This window comes from Noviherbaspirillum album (assembly GCF_035916955.1).
Lineage (GTDB): Bacteria > Pseudomonadota > Gammaproteobacteria > Burkholderiales > Burkholderiaceae_D > Noviherbaspirillum > Noviherbaspirillum album.
The window spans coordinates 42,358-64,009 of record NZ_JAWIIV010000014.1; the positions used below are offsets into that span (position 1 = coordinate 42,358).

Genomic DNA, 21,652 nt, shown 5'->3' on the forward strand with positions numbered 1-21,652 from the left:
AACTAATGGTCACATTTGTTATAAAGTGCATATTTCTGAAGAGAAATAATATCCGAACGCGGTACCGGCGCGGCACAAATATATCCCGCTTTTGCATGCAAAAGCCTACGTCAGGAATGATCATGAGCATACCAGTCCAGTATGACGTGTTGATTATTGGTAGCGGTTTCGGCGGCGCGGTCATGTCCGCCCGGCTGACCCGGCGCTGGCCGGGGCGCGTACTCCTGCTAGAGCGCGGTCGCCAGTACGCGCTCGGCGCCTATCCGCGTAGTCCCCATGACCTGGCAGACAACGTCTGGTGCCCGCAGGAGGATATGGCGAGGCGGCCGCGGGCGGTGCGCAAGCGCAAGGAACAGCGCGTACAGCTGACCGGCATGTTCGATATCCGGCATTTCGACAAGATTGATACCGTGACTTCCGCTGTCTACGGCGGCGGCTCGCAGATCTACGCCAACGTCTTCCTGCGCCCGCCGGCCGCGGTGTTCGAGCAGGACTGGCCTGCCGGCCTCAACCGCGACACGCTCGCGCCTTATTACGATGTCGCCCAGCAGGTGCTCGGCGCCCGCACCGTGCCGCCAGCCGCCGGGCCGGACGACCGCCGCCACATCCAGCGCACCGTGCAGTTCCAGTCCTTCGCCCGCGAAGCAGGACTGCCGACCAGGCTTGCCGACATTTGCGTCTACTTCGGCAACGACTACAGCTACAAGGGCAACGGCGAGCCGCTGCCTCTCGGCGTCCAGCAGCCCAACCGCTACGGGGCGCTGCAGACTTCATGCACCTATTGCGGCGAATGCGATATCGGGTGCAATGTCCAGGCCAAGAATTCGGTGGATCACAATTACCTGCATGTCGCCCGGGAACGCTACGGCATGGAGGTGCGAACGCAGTCTCTGGTGGAACGTATCGTGCCGCTCAACGAACGGCAGGCGGATGATCCGCAGGCCGACGGCAGCCACGGCTACCGCATCTACTACCGCGATCTTGAGCACGGCAAACCGTGGGAGGTGACCGCGCGTCGCGTCGTGGTGTCGGCCGGCACGCTCGGCACCAACGAACTGCTGCTGCGCTGCCGCGATGTGCATCGCAGCCTGCCGCGCATCTCTTCCCGGCTGGGCCGGCATTTTTCCGGCAACGGCGATTTTCTTGCTTTCGCGGTCGACGGCAAGAAGGAAGTGAATTCGACCTACGGACCTGTCATCACCCAGTACACCGACCATCACCTGTTCGAGAATCTCGATCGCAGCCAGGCTTTCCTGCTTGAGGACGCCAGCTATGCCACCCAGGTCGGCTGGGCTGCCGCCGCCATCGGTCCGATGATGAATCCGTTCCAGATGCTCTGGCAGACCTGCAGGCAGGTGCTCGGCTACGCATTCGACCGCTACTATCCGGGACGCAAGCAGAGCAGCGTCGGCTTCATGGTGCAGAAGCTGTTTTCCCGCGATCTGTCCCAGTACAGCGCCGTGCTGCTCTGCATGGGACTGGACAATGCGCGGGGCGTGCTGCGCCTGAACAAGGATGGCTATCTCGACATCGACTGGCCGCAGGAGAGCAATCGTCCCTTGTATGACGCGATCCTGGCGCTGGGGGAGCGCTTTACGCGCTTCATCGGCGCCAGTCATTTCGTCCCGATGCCGACCTGGCTGTGGCCGGTAAAGAACAATGTCACCGTGCATCCGCTCGGCGGCTGCGCGCTGGCCGCATCGCCGGAGCAGGGCGTGGTCAGCTCGCTCGATGGCAGCCGCGGCCAGGTATTCGGTTATCGCAACCTGTATGTCGCCGACGGTTCCTTGATGCCCACCGCGCTGGGCGCCAATCCGGTCGCGACCATCACGGCCGTGTCGGAGTGGATCGCGCATGACATCACCGGCGACATGCCGGATGCGGCGCTGTGATGCGGCACTGTGAAACGGCGCGCCGTTTCCGCGCCGGTCCGGCGCTTGCGACGTCAATCATCAAATCAATACAGCACCGCCCGGCGCGCTCCGCCGCGCGTGCATGCCTGAGGGAGTGCATCGCATGTCCGAAAAACTGAACGGCGTCAGCATCCAGTTCGCCGAAGTCATGAAGGGATACGTCAGCGCCGAAGCCACCACTTTCGCGGACGGCTATGCCGACGGGGAGCGGGCAGGACATGCGCTGGCCTTGCATGTAACGGTCCGCATCCCCGATCTCGGCGAATTCCTGGCGGAGGGCGAGCATGCCGGCACGCTGTCCGGCCATATCAATTGCCCGCTGCTCGGCGGAGTCTGCCCGGTCCGGTCCGGCACCTTTCGCCTGATGCCGGACACCGCCGACCGCGACCGCAAGGTGATGTACTACCAGGTCTACTGCACCACGCCCGGCGGAGAAGAGTTCACCTTCGTGGGCAACAAGCAGGTGCAGCATGATGCGCCGCTCGACGCCTGGAAAGACACCACGACGCTGTTCGTGAACGTCTATCGCGGCCATGCGGACCCCGGCACGCCCGCGCGAGACCGGTTATGGGTGACCGGCATCATCAGCCTCGGCCTGATGGATTTCATGCAGGTTCTGCGCGGGCTGAGCGCCACTGACGTCCAAGGCAAGACCAGCGTGACCGGCCTGATCGCCTTCGGCCGCTTTTTTGCCGGCAAGCTGTGGGACGTTTATGGACCACACCTGCCGCCGGCTCCCAACCAGCCGCAGCGGCGCTACGCGAAGTTCACCACCGAAGGCGTCGCCGGCGCCGCGATCAGTACCCATCCTTTCCTGACGGCCGACGGCCTGCGGCTCGAACTCACCCGCTTTTGCCGCGTGCCGAGCGACGACGTGGTGCTGGTAGTGCATGGCCTGACCAGTTCCTCCGACATGTTCATCATGCCCGAACACCGGAACCTGGTGCAGACCCTGCTGGATGAAGGTTATGGCGACGTATGGACGCTCGACTACCGCGGCAGCTGCCGCTTCCCCTATAACCTTGCGCGCACCCTCTATACCTTCGACGACATCGCGCTGTTCGACCATCCCGCCGCGCTGCAGGAGCTGCGCCGGCATGTCGGCCCGCGGCGCCGGGTGCATGTGGTGGCCCATTGCGTCGGTGCGCTGACCATGGCGATGGGCCTGTTCGGCAAGACGGTGGAAGGCATTTCCAGCGCCGTGCTCAACAGCGTCGCCCTGACGCCGCGCGTGCCGGCCTGGTCGAAAACCAAGCTCGGCGTTGCGCCCTGGGTGTCGGACAATCTGCTCGGTATCGAATACTACAATCCGTCGTGGCGGCGCGAGCCCGGACTGTCGGTGGGCAAGCTCATTGCCTGGGGCGCCGACCTGGTGCACCAGGAATGCGACTCGCCGGAATGCCACATGCTCAGCCTGATGTGGGGCAGCGGCCGACCCGCGCTGTTCAATCACGCCAATCTGCTGCCGGCGACCCACGACCGGCTGGGCGACCTGTTCGGCGGCGTCGGGGTGAACTACTACCGGCACGTGCACAAGATGGTGGAAAGCGGCAACCGGGCAGTCAAGTACGACCAGTCCGATCCGCGTTTTGCGGCGCTGCCGGATGACTACACCACGCACATCGCCGCGCAGCCGACGCCCATCCTGCTGCTGCAGGGACAGGACAACCGGGTGTTCGCCGATTCCAATATTCAATGCCATGAGCTGTTCGAGCGCCACGCCCCCGGCCGCCACCGGCTGCACGTGGTTCCCGGTTACGGGCACCAGGACATGTTCATGGGACGCGACGCGGCGCAGGACGTATTTCCCCATCTGCTCGGCTTCCTGAAGGAGCATAGCCATGACTGAGGCGGGCAAGGCCATCCTCCCTCCCGGCCTCGTGCCGTGGCCGGCCGATGCGGATCCCGGCAACCGGCTATGCGTGCTGATCAGCGACATACATTGCACCGATTGCACCGTCGGCAACCAGACCGCTTCCGAAAGCGACTGGCAGCTATTCTTCGAGCAGCTGGAATTCGCGGTTCGCAATCCCGGCGACAAGGCGCATACGCCGCCGGAGCAGCGCATTGATGAACTCATCCTGATCCTCAACGGAGACATCATCGACCTGATCCGCACCAGCAAATGGGCGCAGGCCGGCGTTTATCCCTGGCAGCGCGACGATCCGCGCTTCGGCCGGATCGTGCTCGACATCATGCGCGATATCGTGCGCATCCATGCGCGCGAACGGCCGGACGACAGCCGTTTGCCGTATTCCGGCTTTTTCTACTGGATGCGGAAAAGCCTGGACGGCCTGCGCGGGAGCGGGGTCAGGGTAACCATCGTGCCCATCGTCGGCAACCATGACAAGGAGCTGCAGGTGGTGCCGGTGGCACGGCAAATGTTCTACGAAGAATGCCTTGGCCTCACCGCGCTCGACATTTCCGATTCTTACCGCGCCTGGGTCGGCGCCCAGATGGGCAGCGCCCGCAACGAGCTTTATCCACTGCTACCTTTCTACATTGCCGACGTCCGCTTGCGGCTGCTGGCCACCCACGGCCAATGGCGCGATGCCGACAACTCGCGGGCAACCGCCGGCTGGCGGCCGTGCGACGGATGGACGCCGAAGAAGTGGCAGCAGGAGGGCTACCGCGCGTTCAGCGACCCCTGCTTCGGCGACACGGTCGCGGCCGGCATGCTTTCGCATTTCATCTGGTGCGCAGCCAGGCACATCGATCCGAAGTTGCCAGGTGCGCAGCGGCTGTGCAATCTGCTTGACGAAATGGATCTGTACAGGCCGTCGGTAGCTGCCGTGGTGCGCCTGCTGTCGGAATCGAGACGAATGGCGCGCAAGGATTCGCAGGCCATGGACTTGCACGATGCCATGCTCGGCTGTTTCCGTGATAGTCTCGTTCTCTGGCTAAGCCATGCCGAAACATGGAACAGTGCCTGGCGCAGCACCCGGATGGGGCTGCATCTGCTGTCGGTACTGACGAAACTGCAATGGTACTGGCTCGACATGGCGCTGATGCGGCTCATGGCGAAAGTGCAGGAACCGGAGTCCGATATCTCCACCAGGACGCTGTTCGGGCTGCCGGCATTTTCCGAGCGCTACCGTGAGCTCGGACTGCGGTTGCACGTGGAAGGGCATACGCACGTGGCGCTGGAAGCGGATCTGCAGTGCCGTCCACCTGTTTCGGGTCGCAATAATTTCACGTATATCAACCTCGGCGCATGGCGCGATGCCATCCTGCGCAAGCGCAGCCCGGGATTCCGCCGACGTGCGATCGGCCGGGCATTGTTCATTTTCGATCTGCCCAGGCTGGGAGCGGGCCATCCCGACGCCTACCGCTTCTACACCCGGGACATGATCAGCTGGGGGGATCGTCTCGACAGCTGGTAAGGCAATGTGCGAAACCACTGGCGTCCACGATGCTGGCGGCGTATTGTTGAGGTAAAGCAAGTTTTGCCGGCGATACGACGAGACCTGGTCGATAACCGATAGCGGACCGGCAAGGAGGAGCAGATGAGCATCAGCGTCACTTTCAGCAGTACCCACAGCATAGCCATTGGATCCGACTTTTTCATGGCGCGCCGTCCCGTAGTCGACCGTGGGCGAAACCTGATTGCCCATGAATTGCTGTTTCGGCAAGCCGGAGCGGAAGGAGCAAGCGGGTCGAATGGCGCGAATGGGGCGGTGGGCGAATTGCCGGCCAGCGCTTCCGTCATCGCAGACGTGATCCAGTATGGCATGACCCGCGTACTCGGCGATCTGCCCGGCATGCTCTGCATCGACGGCGCCGCACTGGAAAACGAACTTTTTACCTTCCTGCCCGCGGACCAGGTCACCCTGGTACTCACGGAGATGCCGGGGGCCGGGGCTGGGGTGCGCGAGCAGCTCGCGGCACTGCGCAGGCGCGGCTTCCGCTTTGCGCTCGCGGTCACTCACCGCGCGCAGGATATCGCCGACCTGCTCGACCTCATCGATGGCGTGCGCATTGACGTCACCGGCCGCTCCGCCGAGGAATTGAGCCGCTTCTGCGCAGGTTTCCGCATCCATCACAAGAAGCTGCTGGCCGAACGTGTCGACACCCCCGATCAGTTCGATCTGTGCGCCAGCCTGGGCTTTGATGCCTTCCAGGGCTATTTCTTCACAACGCCGCGGATGGAGGGCGGGGCCGCGCTGTCGCCCACCCAGGCGGCCATCATGGAGCTGCTGGAAATGCTGGCATCGGATGCCGAAGACGCTGTGATCGAACACAAGATCAAGGCCGATATCGCGCTCGGGCTCAACCTTCTGCGCCTGGCCAATACGCCGGCCATCAGCACGCACCGGATCGATTCGCTGCGGCAGGCGATGAAGGTGCTGGGGCGCAACCAGCTGCAGCGCTGGCTGCAGCTGATGCTGTATGCGGACCACGGCAAGGCTGCCGCCGGAGCCGAGGTGCTGGCGCGGCAAGCCACCACGCGCGGTAGGCTGATGGAACTGCTGGCTCACAAGACACGGCCCGGCAACCGCGGACAGGCGGACACGGCTTTTACCATCGGCATCATGTCGCTGATGGATACCCTGTTCTCCATGCCGATGACGGACATCCTGGAACAGATCCCGGTGGCCGAGGAAGTGAGCGCCGCATTGCTCCGGCGGGAGGGATATTTCGGCCGGCTGCTGGATGCCGCCGAATACACCGAATGGCGTCAAGCCAGCGATGCGGCGCTGGGCGGGGTACTCGCTGAACTGCAGGTATCCTGCAAGGAGCTTTACCTGATGCAACTGCTGGCCTTCGAATGGAGCGACGAGGTCGCGGGCAACTTCCGATAGCGCCGCTTCCGGGTGCGGTGTCCGTACATCGTCTGTAGTATCCGCACGGAGACCTGCTTCGAACTATTCCACTTGCATGCCATCCTAACAATATCCGTACCGGTTCAGGAGTTCATCATGCAAGATGCCAACACGCCGCCGCAGTCAAAACCGTCACAGCAGTCACAGCCCTCGGCCGACAGGCCGGCGCCGGGCAGCCTGGAAGATCTCAATGTCACCGCGCCGTACACCTCCGACGCGGCAGGCAGCGACGAAGCCGACCGCACTCGCGGCCAGCCCGCCCAAGACGCGCAGGACGCCAACAACCGCGATCGCCACGGCCTGGAAAACCAGAGCGTGACCAAGCCGGCGCCGATCGACGTGGAGCAACGGCATTAGTCCGCATACCCCGCTCGTTCATTTCTTCGATACCCAGGGATTGCCTTCGATATAAAAGCGCAAGTCCGCCTCGGCCCATTCCCTGGCATAGGCGACACCGATGCGAGGCCGCGTCACGATATTGAAATCCCGCGCCTCGCCGGAATCCACGATATGGAAGTCCTCGCTCAGCAGGTCATGGCCGTTCAGGCTGCGGTCGATGCCCAGCGCGCGGCACAGCAGACCCGGCCCCTTGGTATTGCCCTCCACATGCTCGACCGGCTCCAGCGCACGCAGCAGCACGGCCGCACCGTGTCCTTCCGTCTCGGTGACCACGTTCATGCAGTGGTGCATGCCATAGATCAGGTACACGTAGGCATAACCCGGCGGACCGTACATGATCGCGGTGCGCGGCGTAACGCCCTTGGACGAGTGCGAAGCGAGATCGTGCGCACCAAGATAGGCTTCGGTCTCCACGATACGGCCGCGCATCGCGATGCCGTCGCGCACGTGCACGAGATGCTTGCCGAGCAGCGCGCGTGCCACCTCGACGGTATCGCCGGCATAGAAATCGCGCGGCAGCTTTGCGCCGCGCGTGCGGCGGGATCGTGTTGTCGGGTTCATGCGCATGAGACCGCGCGCGCCGCCCCGAGTTGTCGAAGCTGAGCTCGCGCAAGCCGTCGCTTACCAGGTATCGATGAAAGAGCGTTTCTTGCCGGTCCGTGCCGGCGCCGGCGGACATGAACGCAGGCCGCGCAGCAGCCAGCGACGCGATTCCCGGGGATCGATTACATCGTCGATTTCCAGGAAGGACGCCATGTTGATGGCCTTGCCCTGCTCATACGACTGCGCCACCATCCTGTCGAACATGGCCTTGCGTTCATCAAGGTCGGCAATCGCTTCCAGTTCCTTGCGGTAGCCGAGGCGCACCGCGCCTTCCAGTCCCATCGCGCCGAACTCGCCGCTGGGCCAGGCCACGGTAAAGAAGGGTGCATGGAAGCTGCCGCCGGCCATGGCCTGCGCGCCGAGGCCGTAGCCCTTGCGCAGCACGATGGTGAAGAATGGCACGTCGATGCTGCCGGCGGTGACGAACATGCGCGAAACATGCCGCACCATCGCCGTGCTTTCCGCGTCCGGGCCGACCATGAAGCCGGGCGTGTCGCAAAGCGACACGATGGGAAGGTCGAATGCATCGCACAGCTGCATGAAGCGCGCCGCCTTGTCGGCGGCATCGGCATCGATGGCGCCGCCGAGGTGCATGGAATTGTTGGCGATCAGGCCGAAGGGCCGGCCTTCGATGCGCACCAGCGCCGTGATGATGCCGACGCCGAACTGCCGGCGCAGCTCCAGCACCGAATCCCTGTCGGCCAGGGTATCGATCACCTTGCGGATGTCATAGGAGCGCAGCCGGTTTTCCGGTATCAGCCGGCGCAGCTCGCGCTGGTCGGCGCATTCCCATTGCGTGAGCGGGCCCTGGAAATAGGACAGGTACCGTTTCGCCGCGCGCACCGCTTCCTCTTCATTGCTGACCACCACGTCGATTACGCCGTTCGGGGCCTGCATGCTGACCGGACCGACTTCCTCCGGCTGGAAGATCCCGAGGCCGCCGCCTTCGATCATCGCCGGGCCGCCCATGCCGATGGTTGCGTTTTCGGTGGCGATGATCACGTCGCAGCAGCCGAGGAACGCAGCGTTGCCGGCAAAGCAGCGGCCGGAAACGATGCCCACTCGCGGCACCAGCCCGCTCAGGCGGGCGAAATTGATGAAGGACATCACGTCCAGCCCGGCGACCAGCATCGCATCGGTATCGCCGGGGCGTCCGCCGCCGCCTTCGGCGAACAGCACCACCGGCAGCTTCCACTCCTGTGCCAGCTGGAACATGCGATCGGTCTTCTTGTGGTTCATCATGCCCTGGGTGCCGGCGAATACCGTGTAGTCATAGGACATCACCATGCAGCGGGAGACATCATCGGCGAACTGGTCGCCGTTGACGCTGCCGACCCCGGCCACCAATCCATCGGCGGGGCTGATGCGTATCAGTTCATCGATCGAGCGGCGGCGGCGCTGCGCGGCCAGCGCCAGCGCCCCGTATTCGATGAAGCTGCCGGCGTCGCACAGGTCCTCGATGTTTTCGCGGGCCGTGCGCTGCCCCGTCTTGCGCCGCCTGGCCACCGCGTCGGGACGCTGGGCGTCGAGGCCGATCGCATGCCGCATCAGCGTTTCTTCCAGGTCGGGCCGCAGTCGGTCGAGGTCGGCCTCTTCCTGGTCGCCATGATGTGCCGCATCGACTTCCATCGGCTCCAGGTAAAGCAATGGCTGGCCGTGCGCCACCACGTCGCCTCTGGCGACGGCAATCATGCGGACGATGCCGCTGCACTCGGCCTTGACGATATGCTCCATCTTCATCGCTTCCAGCACCGCGATCTGCTGTCCGGCATGTACCTGCGCGCCTTCGGCGACATCGATGCCGACCACCGAACCCTGCATCGGCGCAACCGAGGCTATCGTACCCGGCGGCGCATCCGGTTCGGCCTGCCTGCGCGCCGAACCGGCTTGGCCTGCCGCGGCCTTGACATACAGCGCGCGGTGCATTTCCCGGTTTTCGGCCAGCAAGTCCGACAGCCGTGTTTCTACAAAACGGGTATCGACCCTGTTGGCGATGACGTCGGGATGCCGGAGCAGGTTTTGCAGGAAGGAGATATTGGTGTCCACGCCTTCGACCCGGAACTCACACAAAGCACGGTAGGCTTTTGCCACCGATTCCGCAAAACTGCCGGATGGCAGATGAGTGATCTGCTTGGCTAGCAGGGAATCGAAATTGGGGCTGGTGGTGTAGCCCGCGTAGCCGAAACTGTCCACCCGGATGCCGGGGCCGGAAGGCGGTTCAAACACGCTCAGCATGCCGCCGGCAGGGTGCGTTCCGCCGTCGGACGTCATGGTTTCCATGTTGATGCGCAGCTGGATAGCATGCCCGCGCGGCGCGGGAATCGAGTCCTGCAGCAGGCCGAGTTCTCGCAGCGAGTGTCCGCCGGCAATGCGAAGCTGTGCCTTGACGAGATCGATGCCCGTCACTTCCTCGGTCACCGTATGCTCGACCTGCAGGCGCGGGTTGGCCTCCATGAAATTGAAGGCGGCATCATCGCCGGCGTCCTCGGCATCGGCGTCCACCAGGAATTCGAAGGTTCCGAGACCGCGATACTCGACCGCCGCCGCCATGCGCAGCGCTGCATCGATGATGCGGCCGCGCAGCCGCGGTGCCGATGCCAGCGACGGGCTGGGTGCAATCTCGACCAGTTTCTGGTTGCGCCGCTGCAGCGTGCATTCGCGTTCCCACAGGTGGCTCACGGCACCGCTGCCGTCGCCGATCACCTGTACCTCGATATGTCGGGCGCGGCTTACCAGAGCTTCGGCGTACAGGTCGCCATTGCCGAAGGCTGCCTGCGCTTCCGAGCGGCAGCGGGTATAGGCATCGCCGATCTCCGCGATGTCATGCACCGCGCGCATGCCGCGCCCGCCGCCACCGGCCAACGCCTTGATCATGATGGCCGCGCGCGGGCCGAGGCCGGCCATGAAAGCGCGAATTTCCTCAATGCTTGCTCCGCCCGCGGTGCCTGCGACCACCGGCACATGTTGCTGCGCTGCGAGTTCACGGGCGCGCGCCTTGTCGCCGAACAGTTCGAGTACTTCCGGCGTTGGGCCGACGAAACGCAATCCCGCTTCGGCGCAGCGTCGGGCGAAGGCGGCATTTTCGCTGAGGAACCCATAACCGGGATGGATGGCGTCGCAGCCCGCATCGCGCGCCAGCGCGACGAGCTGTTCCATGTCGAGATAGGCCGCAACTCCCTTGCCGCGCAGCGGCCGCGCCTCGTCCGCCTTGCGCGGGTGAAGCGAAGCGGCATCGTCTTCGGAATAGACGGCAACGGTGCGGATGCCGAGTTCGGCCGCCGCGCGGGCAATGCGGATGGCGATTTCGCCGCGATTGGCGATGAGCAGTGTGTTGATGGTCATTGTCGATGTGTGGTCGGATCAGGCACCCGCGGGACGGCGCATCTTGCATTCGGTCGGCAGCGCGAGGTCCTTGCCGTCCACCGTGGTTTCGGTGCGGAAGCCATAGCTGGTGCCCTCGACTCCGGATTTCACCGTCGTGCCGTCCACCGGCGCCACGGTGGAGACGATCTGCGGCAGCAGCAACTGGTGATCTTCCTTGCGCATGGTGACGTCGCCGATCACCGACGCATAGGTCATGCCTTCCAGCGCCAACGCAATCTTCAGCGGCGCGCTCGACCCGGCCGTGTTGATCGCGGCGGCGACAATGCGCGGCGTCATGTCCATGCGCGGCGCGAGGAAAGGCTTGTTGAAGCGCTGCTTGTATGCGGTGGCAAGCGGAGTCACCTTCGGGCTTTCGATGTTCTGGTGCCATTCGCCGACCCAGGTCAACTGGCCCAGCTTGGCCTGAGAAACGGCGAATACCGCGCCGGGCAGGGCGCCTGCACTGTGGTTGATGTAGCGCAGGTTCATGCCGGAATCGGCGGCCGACTTCAGCAGCAAGTTCAGATCGCTGCCCCAGTTGCCGGAAATGACGGTATCGGCGCCGCTGGCCTTGATCTTTGCGACATAGGGGGAGAAGTCCTTGACCTTGCCGATTGCATGGAAGTCCTCGCCGACGAACTGCACGTCGCTGCGCGCCGTGCTCAGCATTTCCTTGCCCAGCCTGGCCCAGACGCGGCCATGCGCATAATCCTGGTTCAGCAGGTAAACTTTCTTGATGTCCTGCTTCTCCTTCATGAAGCCGGTCAGCGCCTTCATCTTCATCGCGGTGTTGGCCTCGGTGGTGAAATGCCAGAAGCTGCAGTTCTTGCCGGTCAGATCCGGATCGATCGACGAGTGGTTCACGATCAGGATTGCTTTTTCGGGATTACGCTCGTTGTGCTTGTTGGCCGCCTCGACCATCGCGCTGACCGCCGACGAACCGGAACCGCCGGTGAACACCACCTTTGCGCCGGCATCGATCGCGGCCTGCAGCGCGGTGAGGCTTTCCTGTGCCGATAGCTTGTTGTCCAGCGTCATGAGCTCGAGCTTGCTGCCCTTGAGCACGCCGCCCTTGGCGTTGATGTCATCGATGGCGAAGCGGATATGCGACAGCATGATCTCGCCGACATCGGCGAAGGGACCGCTCAATGGATCGATGAAAGCAAGCTTGATGCTTTCCTGGGCAATTGCCTGCGCACTTGCTTGTGAGCTGCCGAGAATGCCGAATGCCGCGACCGCGAACCCTGCCATTATCCGTTTCATGACTGTCTCCTTGGCGTTGTGCCGTGCTGTATCTGTTCCGATTACTTCGATGCCGTGCGGGCCTTTTTCGCCTTCAAGGCGCGGATTGAACCCTTCTGCACGCGCACGCCTGCAATCTTGAGCAGGATGCGCGTCATTTCTTCCACCATCTCGTCAGGGGAAAGGCGCCCCTCGGGCTTGTACCAGGTGTACATGAAACCCGCGATGCTTCCGATTGCCAGCGAAGTCAGCTTGGCATCGTCGAATTCCAGGTCGCCATCGCCGCGCGCTTCCTCCAGCAGGGCGCGCAGTTCGCTGTAGAAGCGCCGCGCCATCGTGCGCAGCTTCTTCAGAAACGCCGGTTGCAGGGCGCCGCCTTCGCGGTAGGCGAAGGTGCCGGATTTGAAATAGGTGACGTTGGCGCTGGCGAAGCGATGCAAACCCTCGCGCAGCCGCTCGATCGCAGGCCGGGAATCAAGCGCATCGAAATGCATCGCGGTCAGGCAGGCATGCGAAGCGCGCCAGCACAGGGTTTCGAAGATATCGTTCTTGCTCTGGAAATAGTAATAGAGGAAAGGCTTGGTGACCCCGAGTTCATGCACGATGTCTGAAATGGTGGTGACCGCGAATCCGCGGCGGTAGAACAAGTCTTCCGCGATGCGCAGAATGTGTTCCCGCTTCTGGTCATGCACGTCGACCGCCATTGAACGGCGTTTGCTTGTTTGTGCGGGCGCAGGCGTATGCGCATCCGCGCGCGGTTTCACCGCCTTCTTCATTGGCTGTCCTTCAATTTGCAGGTCCATGCTTGGGCTCATTTTGCGGATTCGAGCAAGAATATACCAGGCGGTATAAAGTTTATACCGCCTGGTAGCATGATTGCGCAAGCCGGTGCCGGATTGACGCAGATCAAGACACGGCTGGTAGCGTGGCGACATGCTTTGAAGATTAGAATACGCCTGCCTCGAGGTCTTCGAAGTCACCGAGGCCCGAGCAGCAGTAGCAGTAGCAGTAGCAGTAGCAGTAGCAGCAGGAGAGGAGACAAGGCATGGATAAGATTCCCTATTTTCAGGAAGAAAAACCGCTGCACGAATATCTGCGCCAGCATGCGCGCGCGCAGCCAGGCAAGCCGGCTTATGTCTGGTACGGCGCGAGCCTGACTTACCGGCAAGTGGACGACATGAGCGACCGCTTCGCCGCCCGGCTAGCCGGGCTTGGGGTGAAGAAGGGCGACCGCGTCGTTCTGTTTCTCAACAATTGCCCTCAATATGTGATCGCGCACTTCGGCATCCAGAAGCTCGGCGCGATCGTCAGTCCCTGCAGCCCGCTGTTCAAGAAGCATGAGCTCGCATACCAGGTGGCCGATGTCGGCGCCGAAGTGATTGTTGCGGCCGACACGCTCTATCCGGTCGTTCAGGAAGTCATGGACAAGACGCCGCTCAAGCATGTCTTCCTCACATCCTACGGCGACCTGCTGCCGCAGGAGGCGACGATCGATGTGCCGCCGGAGCTTCGGTCGCCGAAAAACCGGGTCGCAGATACGATGGACCTGCTGGAAGCGCTCGAAGGCATGTCGGCTCCGCCGCAGCCGGAACTGTCGATGGACGACGTGGTGCTGATGACCTATACCTCCGGCACGACCGGCATGCCGAAGGGGGCAATGCTCACCTATCGCAACGCGCTGTTCAAGACCGCCAGCGCGACGTTTGCCGCCGGCGTGGACGACACCACCGTTACGCTGGCGATCGCGCCGCTCTATCACATCGCCGGCATGCTGATGGGATTGAACGTGACCATTTACAGCGGCGCCACCGCCATCCTGATGCATCGCTTCGATCCACGCTCGGTGCTGCAGGCGATCGACCGCTACAAGGTCAGCCACTGGTACAGCATCGCGCCGATGAACGTGGCCGCAATGCAGGTTCCGGATGCGAAGAGCTTCGATCTGCATTCCCTCAAGGTCAATCCCTGTACAAGCTTCGGCATCACGTTGACGCAGCCGCTGGCGGAACAGTGGCGCGACTTCACCGGCGGCTGCCAGACCTTCGAAGCGGCATACGGACTTTCGGAGACCCATACCTGTGACACGTACACCCCGCGCGATGCGGTCAAATGGGGAACGCAGGGACGGCCGATGCCGGGCGTCGAATGCCGCATCGTCGATCAGGATAGCAGAGCGGTCCTGCCGGTCGGTCAGATGGGCGAAATCACGCTGCGCAGCCCGGGCAACTTCAAAGGCTACTGGAACAAGCCCGAAGCGACAGCCGCAACGCTGCGCGACGGCTGGGTGCATACCGGTGACATGGGCAAGCTCGACGAGGACGGCTACCTGACCTTCAGCGGGCGCTTTAAGGAAATGATCAAGGTGTCGGGCTACAGCGTTTTCCCGGAAGAGGTCGAAACCATCCTCATCAAGCATCCGGCCGTGCGCCAGGCCGCGGTGATCGGCATTCCCGATCCGGCCAAGGGTGAAGTGATCAAGGCGTTCATTGTGCTGAAACCGGAGGCGGCGGACACCTCGGTGGAAGACATCATCCAGTGGAGCCGCGAACAGATGTCGCCTTACAAGGTACCGAAGTCGGTCGAGTTCCGCGCCGAGATACCCGCCACCGGCACCGGCAAGGTGCTTCGGCGGCTGCTGAAGGATTAACCGGGCGGCATTCCGTGGAACATGGATGAGAAAGATTGCGGCCCGGTTCGATCATCAATGATCGATACCGGGCCGCAATGCTATCAGCGCGGTCGGCTGCCAGAGTATCAGGCCAGTTGCGCCGCGTACTGCTCCAGGTGATGGTCGCTGTTGCCGAACTGCAGCTCGATTGCCATCAGTCGCTTGAAGTAGTGGCTGACGTCGAGTTCATCGGTCACCCCCATGCCGCCGTGCAGTTGCACTGCCTGCTGGCCCACGTACCGGCATGCCTGGCCGATCACGACCTTGGCCGCAGACATCGCGCGCGCGCGGGCCTGCAGATCGGGATCGGTGCAGCGCACCGCCGCCAGATAGCTCATGGAACGCGCCTGCTCGATATGCAGCACCATGTCTGCCATGCGGTGCTGCAAGGCCTGGAACTTGGCGATCGGCTGGCCGAACTGCTTGCGGTTGCGGGTGTACTCGACGGTGGCGGCGAGCATCTTGTCGAGCGCGCCTACGGCTTCCGCGCAAACCGCCGCCAGTGCGAAGTCGAGCACGTCGCACATCCGGGCTTCGACATCGTCGCTTCCGTTCAATCGCGCTTCCGCCGGCACGAATACCTGGTTGAGCCAGATGTCTGACGCCGGCACGCCGTCAACCGTGCGATAGGGAAGCTTGCGCAGCCCCGGCGCATCGGCCTGCACGCGGAATACCGCGAGCGTTCCGTCTTCGCCTGCCTTGCCGATGCGGGCCGTGACCAGCAGCGTGTCGGCCGACGCGCCGTGCGCCACCACGCTCTTGTGGCCCGTCACCAGGTAACCGTTGCCGACCGGCCAGGCGCGGGTCTGGATATCCATGCGGTCGAAGCGCGTCTGCGGCTCTTCATGCGCCAGCACCGCGATCTTTTCTCCGCCGGCAAGCGCCGGCAGCAGCTCTGCGCGCTGCGCCTCGTTGCCGACGGCGGCGATGGTGCGCGTGGCCATCACCGCGCTGGCGAGATAGGGCTCGAGCAGCAGGCCTTCGCCAACCGCATTCATCACCAGCATGTTGTCGATCGCGCTGCCGTTCAGGCCGCCATCATCTTCCGGCACGTTCAATGACAGCAGGCCGATGTCCGCCAGGCTCTGCCACACTTCGCGGCTGAAGCCTTCCGGAGACTTCTCCTTGATCTGCCTGCGCGCTTCGAAGCCGTAATCCTTGGCGATGAAGCGGCGGGTGGTGTCCTGCAGCATCTGCTGTTCTTCGGTAAAGGTAAAGTCCATTGCGTGCTCCTACAGGCCGAGGATCATCTGCGAGATGATGTTCTTCTGGATTTCGTTCGAGCCGCCGTAGATCGACAGCTTGCGCATGTTGAGATAGTTGGCGGCCAGCGGCGTCGCATAGAACGGCCCGACGGCATCGCCCTGGTAGCCGGCGGCCATGGCCTCGCGGCGCAGCGGCAGCGCATAGGTGCCTACCGCCTGCACCAGCAGTTCGGTGATGGCCTGCTGTATCTCCGTGCCCTTGATCTTCAGGATCGAGGCCTCCGGTCCCGGCGCGCGGTGCGCGGCTTCGGCCGACAGCACCCGCAGGTTGGTGATTTCCAGCGCGGTCAGGTCGATCTCCACCTGGGCAATGCGCGAAGCGAACATCGGATCCTTGATCAGCGGCTTGCCGTTCTTGGTTTCCAGCGTCGCGATGCGCTTCAGGCGCGCGATCTCGCGCTTGGCGATGCCGATGCCTGCAATGTTGGTGCGTTCGTGGCCGAGCAGGAACTTGGCATAGGTCCAGCCGGCGTTCTCTTCGCCGACGCGGTTTTCCACCGGCACGCGCACGTTCTCGAACCAGACTTCATTGACCTCGTGCGCACCATCCATCGTGATGATCGGGCGCACGGTGATGCCGGGCGTTTTCATATCGATCAGCAGGAAGGAAATGCCGCGCTGCGGCTTTACTTCGGTGTCGGTGCGTACCAGGCAGAAGATCCAGTCCGCGTACTGCCCCTGCGTGGTCCAGGTTTTCTGGCCGTTGACGACATAATGGTCGCCTTCGAGCACGGCGCGCGTCTTGACCGACGCCAGGTCGGAGCCGGAACCGGGTTCCGAATAGCCCTGGCACCACCATTCGTCGGCTGCCAGGATCTTCGGCAGGAAGCGTTCCTGCTGCGCGGGAGAACCGTATTGCATGATGACCGGCGCCACCATCTTCAGGCCGAAGGGAACCATGCGCGGCGCGCCTGCGGCGGCCAACTCTTCCTCGAAGATGTATTGCTGGCCGGCGCTCCAGCCGGTACCGCCGAATTCCTTGCGCCAGCCCGAGCCGCCCCAGCCCTTGGCATGCAGGATCTTCTGCCAGCGGATGTAATCCTCGCTGTGCAGGACCAGGCCGTTGAGCACCTTGTGCTGGATATCCGCCGGCAGGGAGGTGGCGACGAACTCGCGCACTTCCTGGCGGAAGGCGAGTTCCTCGGGGGAGAAATTAAGGTCCATGTGTGCCTCTGGTGTTTTTCTCTGGTGTTTTTGTTTAACCTTGGATTACGGCGATCAGAACGCCGCGATCCCGGTCTGCTCGCGGCCGAGGATCAGCGCATGGATGTCATGCGTGCCTTCATAGGTGTTGACGACCTCCAGGTTGACCATGTGGCGGATCACGCCGAATTCGTCGGAAATGCCGTTCCCGCCCAGCATGTCGCGCGCCATGCGCGCCACGTCCAGCGCCTTGCCGCAGGAGTTGCGCTTCATCATCGAGGTGATCGCCACGGCGGCGGTGCCTTCATCCTTCATGCGCCCCAGGCGCAGGCAGCCCTGCAGGCCCATGGTGATTTCCGTCTGCATGTCGGCCAGCTTCTTCTGGATCAGCTGGTTGGCGGCCAGCGGCTTGCCGAATTGCTTGCGGTCGAGCACGTACTGGCGGGCGGTATGCCAGCAGGATTCGGCTGCGCCGAGCGCGCCCCAGGCGATGCCGTAGCGGGCGGAGTTGAGGCAGGTGAACGGGCCTTTGAGGCCGCGCACTTCCGGGAAGGCGTTCTCTTCCGGGCAGAACACTTCATCCATCACGATCTCGCCGGTGATCGAGGCGCGCAGGCCGAACTTGCCGTGGATCGCGGGCGCGCTCAGGCCCTTCCAGCCTTTTTCCAGCACGAAGCCGCGGATCGCGCCTTCGTCATCCTTCGCCCAGACTACGAACACATCGGCGATCGGGGAATTGGAGATCCACATCTTGCTGCCGGTGAGGCTGTAGCCGCCGTCCACTTTCTTGGCGCGGGTGACCATGGAGCCCGGGTCGGAGCCGTGGTTGGGTTCGGTCAGGCCGAAGCAGCCGATCCATTCGCCGGTCGCCAGCTTGGGCAGGTATTTCTGCCTGGTCTCTTCATTGCCGAACTCGTTGATCGGCACCATCACCAGCGAGGACTGCACGCTCATCATCGAGCGGTAGCCGGAATCGACGCGCTCGACTTCGCGGGCGATCAAGCCGTAGGACACGTAGTTCAGGCCCGGGCCGCCGTACTGTTCGGGAATGGTGGGGCCGAGCAGGCCGAGTTCGCCCATCTCGCGGAAGATGGCAGGATCGGTGGTTTCATGGCGGAAGGCTTCCAGCACGCGCGGCTGCAGCTTGTCCTGGCAATAGGCGTTGGCGGCGTCGCGCACAGCGCGCTCGTCGGCGGTGAGCTGCTCGTTGAGCAGCAGCGGGTCGTCCCAGTGGAATTGAACTTTGTGGCTGGACATGATGATCTCCGTTCTTGGATGCTTAAACTTTTTCGATGACGACGGCCAGGCCCTGGCCGACGCCGATGCACAGGCTGACAACCGCGTAGCGGCCGTTGCGGCGCGCCAGTTCGCGGCTGGCGCTCAGGGCCAGGCGGGCGCCCGATGCGCCGAGAGGATGGCCGATGGCAATGGCGCCGCCGTTGGGATTGACCCGGCTGTCGTTGAAATCGATTTCCAGCAGCTTCAGGCAGCCGAGCACCTGGCTGGCGAAGGCTTCGTTGATCTCGATGATGTCCATGTCGGCCAGCGTCAGGTTGGCGCGCTGCAGTGCCTTGCGGATCGCATAGACGGGACCGATACCCATGATGCGCGGATCCACGCCGGCGACTGCCGCCGACAGGATGCGCACCATCGGCGCCTTGCCGGCCTGCTCCCCGATGGCGCGGCTGCCAATCAGCAGCGCCGCCGCACCGTCGTTGATACCCGATGCATTGCCCGCCGTAACGACGCCGCCTTCGAACAGCGGCTTGAGCTTTTCCAGCGTGGCGGCAGTGGTTTCGGGACGCGGATGCTCGTCCTTCTCGACCAGCACCGGCGGCGTCTTGCGGCCGGTGGGCACGCTGATCGGATGGATTTCGCCGGTATAGAAGCCATCCTGCAGCGCGGCATGGTATTTCATCTGCGATGCCAGTGCGAAGGCGTCGGCCTGCTCGCGGGTGATGCCGAATTCATGGGCAACGTTGTCGCCGGTTTCCGGCATGGTATGGCCGCCGAATTCCTTGGTGACTTTCGGGTTGGGGAAGCGGGCGCCGATGGTCGTGTCGAACACCTTGAAATCGCGGCTGAAAGCCGATTCGGACTTGGCCACGACGAAGGGCGCGCGGCTCATGCTCTCCACGCCGCCGGCGAGATACAGTTCGCCTTCGCCGCAGGTGACGGCACGCGCCGCATCCATGATGGCGGCCAGGCCGCTGGCGCACAGGCGGTTGACGGTCTGGCCCGCGACGGTCACCGGCAGTCCGGCGGCGAGCAGGGCGTTGCGCGCGACATTGCGCGAATCCTCGCCGGCCTGGTTGGTGTCGCCGAGGATCACGTCTTCGATCTGTTCCGGCTTCCAGGGATTGCGGGCGACGACGGCGCGCATCACTTCCGCTGCCAGGTCGTCGGGACGTACCGCCGCCAGGGCGCCGCCGTGGCGTCCGATGGGCGAACGCAGGCCGTCATAAATGTAAGCGTCGAGCATGGTTCAGATCTCCTTGTGATGTAGTGAGAGGCCGAGCAGGGCGCGACGCTGCAGCCAGGGGCTGGGGCGATAGCGGCTGTCGCCGGTTTGCAGTTCCAGATTCTTCAGGATGGCGAGCACGGTCTGCGGCCCGAGCTGGTCGCCCCAGGCGAGCGGACCGAGCGGATAGCCGAGGCCAAGAGTCACCGCGCGGTCGATGTCCTGCGGTTCCGCGATGCCTTGCTGGGCGATCTCGCAGGCAATGTTGACGATGTGCGCGACCACGCGCTGCGACACCAAGCCGGCGCTGTCGCGGATCACGCTCACCGGCGTGCCGGTGGCGCCGAACAGGCCGCAGGCCATGGCCAGAGTTTGTGCATCGGTGGCGGGTGTGGTCATGACGACGCGGCGGCGGCTGACATCGAACAGCGCCTCGACGCCAACGGTGCGGCGCGCATCCAGGTTTTCGCGCACGCAGCAGGTGGTGGCGTCTTCGCCGAGCGGCGTAACGATGCATAGGGCGGATTCGCTTGGGCGTTCGCCGGACTCCTGTGGAATGCCGGCCGCCGCGATCAGCACGGCAATGCGCTCCGCCAGTTCCGGGCGCTCCTGGCTGAGCCAGACGCTGGTGGCCCTGGCAGTCGGCTGCGCGGCTTCGGCGACGTTTTCCTTCTTGCCGTCGGCACCGTAGCGATAGAAACCGTGGCCAACCTTCTTGCCGAGGGCGCCGGCGGTCAGCATCTGGCGCGTATGGACCTGCGGACGGAAGCGCGGTTCTTCATAGTACTGGTGATAGATCGACTCCATCACCGGATGCGAAACGTCGAGGCCGGTCAGGTCCAGCAGTTCGCAGGGTCCCAGCCGGAAGCCCGCGGTATCGCGCAGGATGTTGTCCAGGGCGGGCACCGAGGCGACGCCTTCGGCCAGCAGGCGCAGGCCTTCGGTGCCGTAGCCGCGCCCGGCATGGTTGACGATGAAGCCGGGCGTATCCTTGGCGCGCACCGCGGTATGGCCCCAATGCTTGCCGAGCGCGAGAAGATAGTCGACCACGGCGGGCTCGGTCAGGAATCCGCCGATGGCCTCCACGATCTTCATCAGCGGTACCGGATTGAAGAAATGGAAGCCGGCGACACGCCCGGGACGCTTGAGGCCGGCGGCAATGGCGGTGACAGGAAGGGAAGAGGTGTTGGTGGCGAGGATGGCGTCGGCGGAAACGATGCCTTCAAGCGCGCCGAACAGCGCTTTCTTCGCATCGAGGTTTTCCACGATGGCTTCAACCACCACGTGGCAGTCGGCCAGGTCTTCAAGGCTTCCGCAGGCAACTAGGCGTTCGCCCGCCTGCTGCGCGGCGCCTGCATCCAGCTTGCCCTTGTCAGCCAGCTTGGCGAAGGTGGCGAGCAGTTCTTCGCGGGCAGCTACGGCGGCACCTTCGCGGCCATCATGCAGGCGAACGCGAGCGCCCGACAGCACTGCAATCTGCGCGATCCCGCGTCCCATGATGCCGCAACCGACCAGTCCGACAACCAGGTCCGGCGAAGTGGGCGCCGGCAGCGTTCCTGTCTCCATCCTACTCTCCTAAGATTTGGAATAAAGTTCTGCAGTGCAGAAGAAATTTCATTAAAACGGAACTGTATGTGTTTGGCTACATGATGTCAAGAAATCGCATGGTCGTTCTTTATATTGCTTTACCTAAAGAATTAATTCCCGATCAGGACAAGCTATCCCAGTCTCCTTGCTGCGATCCTCATAATACGTAAAAGCTCATGATGAGT

15 protein-coding genes are annotated in these 21,652 nt (G+C 63.5%); 6 read left to right on the forward strand and 9 right to left on the reverse strand.

Features of this window, described 5'->3' with window-relative positions; translation table 11 throughout:
- Positions 1-122 precede the first annotated feature (122 nt).
- The 5 genes from RY831_RS17045 (at position 123) to RY831_RS17065 (ending at position 7,093) form a co-directional block, all read left to right on the forward strand.
- Complete coding sequence (locus tag RY831_RS17045) at positions 123-1,892, forward strand: GMC family oxidoreductase N-terminal domain-containing protein (protein ID WP_326507581.1); 1,770 nt, start codon at positions 123-125, stop codon at positions 1,890-1,892.
- A 124-nt stretch (positions 1,893-2,016) separates the two neighbouring features.
- A complete protein-coding gene (locus tag RY831_RS17050; RefSeq protein WP_326507582.1) occupies positions 2,017-3,762 on the forward strand; it encodes an alpha/beta fold hydrolase in 1,746 nt (581 codons plus the stop codon).
- On the forward strand, positions 3,755-5,296 hold the full coding sequence (locus tag RY831_RS17055) for a hypothetical protein (RefSeq protein WP_326507583.1): 1,542 nt from the start codon (positions 3,755-3,757) through the stop codon (positions 5,294-5,296). Before RY831_RS17050 ends, RY831_RS17055 begins: the two co-directional genes overlap by 8 nt.
- A 123-nt stretch (positions 5,297-5,419) precedes the next feature.
- On the forward strand, positions 5,420-6,715 hold the full coding sequence (locus tag RY831_RS17060) for an EAL and HDOD domain-containing protein (protein WP_326507584.1): 1,296 nt from the start codon (positions 5,420-5,422) through the stop codon (positions 6,713-6,715).
- Between the two features lie 117 nt (positions 6,716-6,832).
- Positions 6,833-7,093, forward strand: coding sequence for a hypothetical protein (locus tag RY831_RS17065; protein ID WP_326507585.1), 261 nt, complete (start codon positions 6,833-6,835; stop codon positions 7,091-7,093).
- A gap of 18 nt (positions 7,094-7,111) precedes the next feature.
- On the opposite strand, the gene RY831_RS17070 is transcribed toward RY831_RS17065, so the two are convergent.
- The 4 genes from RY831_RS17070 to RY831_RS17085 are packed head-to-tail and all read right to left on the reverse strand — an operon-like array spanning position 7,112 to position 13,146.
- The gene (locus RY831_RS17070) at positions 7,112-7,696 is read right to left on the reverse strand and encodes a DNA-3-methyladenine glycosylase (protein WP_326507586.1); all 585 of its coding nucleotides are present in this window, start codon (positions 7,694-7,696) and stop codon (positions 7,112-7,114) included.
- 60 nt (positions 7,697-7,756) lie between these two features.
- Positions 7,757-11,080, reverse strand: a complete 3,324-nt coding sequence (locus RY831_RS17075; protein ID WP_326507587.1) for a carboxyl transferase domain-containing protein — start codon at positions 11,078-11,080, stop codon at positions 7,757-7,759.
- 18 nt (positions 11,081-11,098) lie between these two features.
- On the reverse strand, positions 11,099-12,364 hold the full coding sequence (locus tag RY831_RS17080) for a branched-chain amino acid ABC transporter substrate-binding protein (RefSeq protein WP_326507588.1): 1,266 nt from the start codon (positions 12,362-12,364) through the stop codon (positions 11,099-11,101).
- A gap of 41 nt (positions 12,365-12,405) precedes the next feature.
- Positions 12,406-13,146, reverse strand: a complete 741-nt coding sequence (locus tag RY831_RS17085; protein WP_326507589.1) for a TetR/AcrR family transcriptional regulator — start codon at positions 13,144-13,146, stop codon at positions 12,406-12,408.
- 242 nt (positions 13,147-13,388) lie between these two features.
- Here RY831_RS17085 and RY831_RS17090 point away from each other — a divergent pair, with 242 nt between their 5' ends.
- Complete coding sequence (locus RY831_RS17090) at positions 13,389-14,990, forward strand: AMP-binding protein (protein WP_326507590.1); 1,602 nt, start codon at positions 13,389-13,391, stop codon at positions 14,988-14,990.
- 107 nt (positions 14,991-15,097) lie between these two features.
- On the opposite strand, the gene RY831_RS17095 is transcribed toward RY831_RS17090, so the two are convergent.
- From RY831_RS17095 to RY831_RS17115, 5 genes are read right to left on the reverse strand one after another with little or no spacing between them, the layout of a single operon-like run.
- Positions 15,098-16,234 (reverse strand): acyl-CoA dehydrogenase family protein, encoded by a 1,137-nt coding sequence (locus RY831_RS17095; protein ID WP_326507591.1) that lies wholly within the window; start codon positions 16,232-16,234, stop codon positions 15,098-15,100.
- Positions 16,235-16,243: 9 nt separating this feature from the next.
- Positions 16,244-17,440 (reverse strand): acyl-CoA dehydrogenase family protein, encoded by a 1,197-nt coding sequence (locus RY831_RS17100; protein ID WP_326507592.1) that lies wholly within the window; start codon positions 17,438-17,440, stop codon positions 16,244-16,246.
- 54 nt (positions 17,441-17,494) lie between these two features.
- The gene (locus RY831_RS17105) at positions 17,495-18,676 is read right to left on the reverse strand and encodes an acyl-CoA dehydrogenase (RefSeq protein ID WP_326507593.1); all 1,182 of its coding nucleotides are present in this window, start codon (positions 18,674-18,676) and stop codon (positions 17,495-17,497) included.
- 22 nt (positions 18,677-18,698) lie between these two features.
- Positions 18,699-19,901: a 3-oxoadipyl-CoA thiolase gene (locus RY831_RS17110; RefSeq protein ID WP_326507594.1), complete on the reverse strand. Its 1,203-nt coding sequence runs from the start codon at positions 19,899-19,901 to the stop codon at positions 18,699-18,701.
- Between the two features lie 3 nt (positions 19,902-19,904).
- Complete coding sequence (locus RY831_RS17115; protein ID WP_326507595.1) at positions 19,905-21,446, reverse strand: 3-hydroxyacyl-CoA dehydrogenase; 1,542 nt, start codon at positions 21,444-21,446, stop codon at positions 19,905-19,907.
- Positions 21,447-21,652: the final 206 nt, after the last annotated feature.

Bases quoted from the DNA above. Each gene is read 5' to 3' on its own strand.
- RY831_RS17045 (WP_326507581.1), top strand. From the start codon at position 123: ATGAGCATACCAGTCCAGTATGACGTGTTGATTATTGGTAGCGGTTTC.
- RY831_RS17050 (WP_326507582.1), top strand. From the start codon at position 2,017: ATGTCCGAAAAACTGAACGGCGTCAGCATCCAGTTCGCCGAAGTCATG.
- RY831_RS17055 (WP_326507583.1), top strand. From the start codon at position 3,755: ATGACTGAGGCGGGCAAGGCCATCCTCCCTCCCGGCCTCGTGCCGTGG.
- RY831_RS17060 (WP_326507584.1), top strand. From the start codon at position 5,420: ATGAGCATCAGCGTCACTTTCAGCAGTACCCACAGCATAGCCATTGGA.
- RY831_RS17065 (WP_326507585.1), top strand. From the start codon at position 6,833: ATGCAAGATGCCAACACGCCGCCGCAGTCAAAACCGTCACAGCAGTCA.
- RY831_RS17070 (WP_326507586.1), bottom strand. From the start codon at position 7,696: ATGAACCCGACAACACGATCCCGCCGCACGCGCGGCGCAAAGCTGCCG.
- RY831_RS17075 (WP_326507587.1), bottom strand. From the start codon at position 11,080: ATGACCATCAACACACTGCTCATCGCCAATCGCGGCGAAATCGCCATC.
- RY831_RS17080 (WP_326507588.1), bottom strand. From the start codon at position 12,364: ATGAAACGGATAATGGCAGGGTTCGCGGTCGCGGCATTCGGCATTCTC.
- RY831_RS17085 (WP_326507589.1), bottom strand. From the start codon at position 13,146: ATGGACCTGCAAATTGAAGGACAGCCAATGAAGAAGGCGGTGAAACCG.
- RY831_RS17090 (WP_326507590.1), top strand. From the start codon at position 13,389: ATGGATAAGATTCCCTATTTTCAGGAAGAAAAACCGCTGCACGAATAT.
- RY831_RS17095 (WP_326507591.1), bottom strand. From the start codon at position 16,234: ATGGACTTTACCTTTACCGAAGAACAGCAGATGCTGCAGGACACCACC.
- RY831_RS17100 (WP_326507592.1), bottom strand. From the start codon at position 17,440: ATGGACCTTAATTTCTCCCCCGAGGAACTCGCCTTCCGCCAGGAAGTG.
- RY831_RS17105 (WP_326507593.1), bottom strand. From the start codon at position 18,676: ATGTCCAGCCACAAAGTTCAATTCCACTGGGACGACCCGCTGCTGCTC.
- RY831_RS17110 (WP_326507594.1), bottom strand. From the start codon at position 19,901: ATGCTCGACGCTTACATTTATGACGGCCTGCGTTCGCCCATCGGACGC.
- RY831_RS17115 (WP_326507595.1), bottom strand. From the start codon at position 21,446: ATGGAGACAGGAACGCTGCCGGCGCCCACTTCGCCGGACCTGGTTGTC.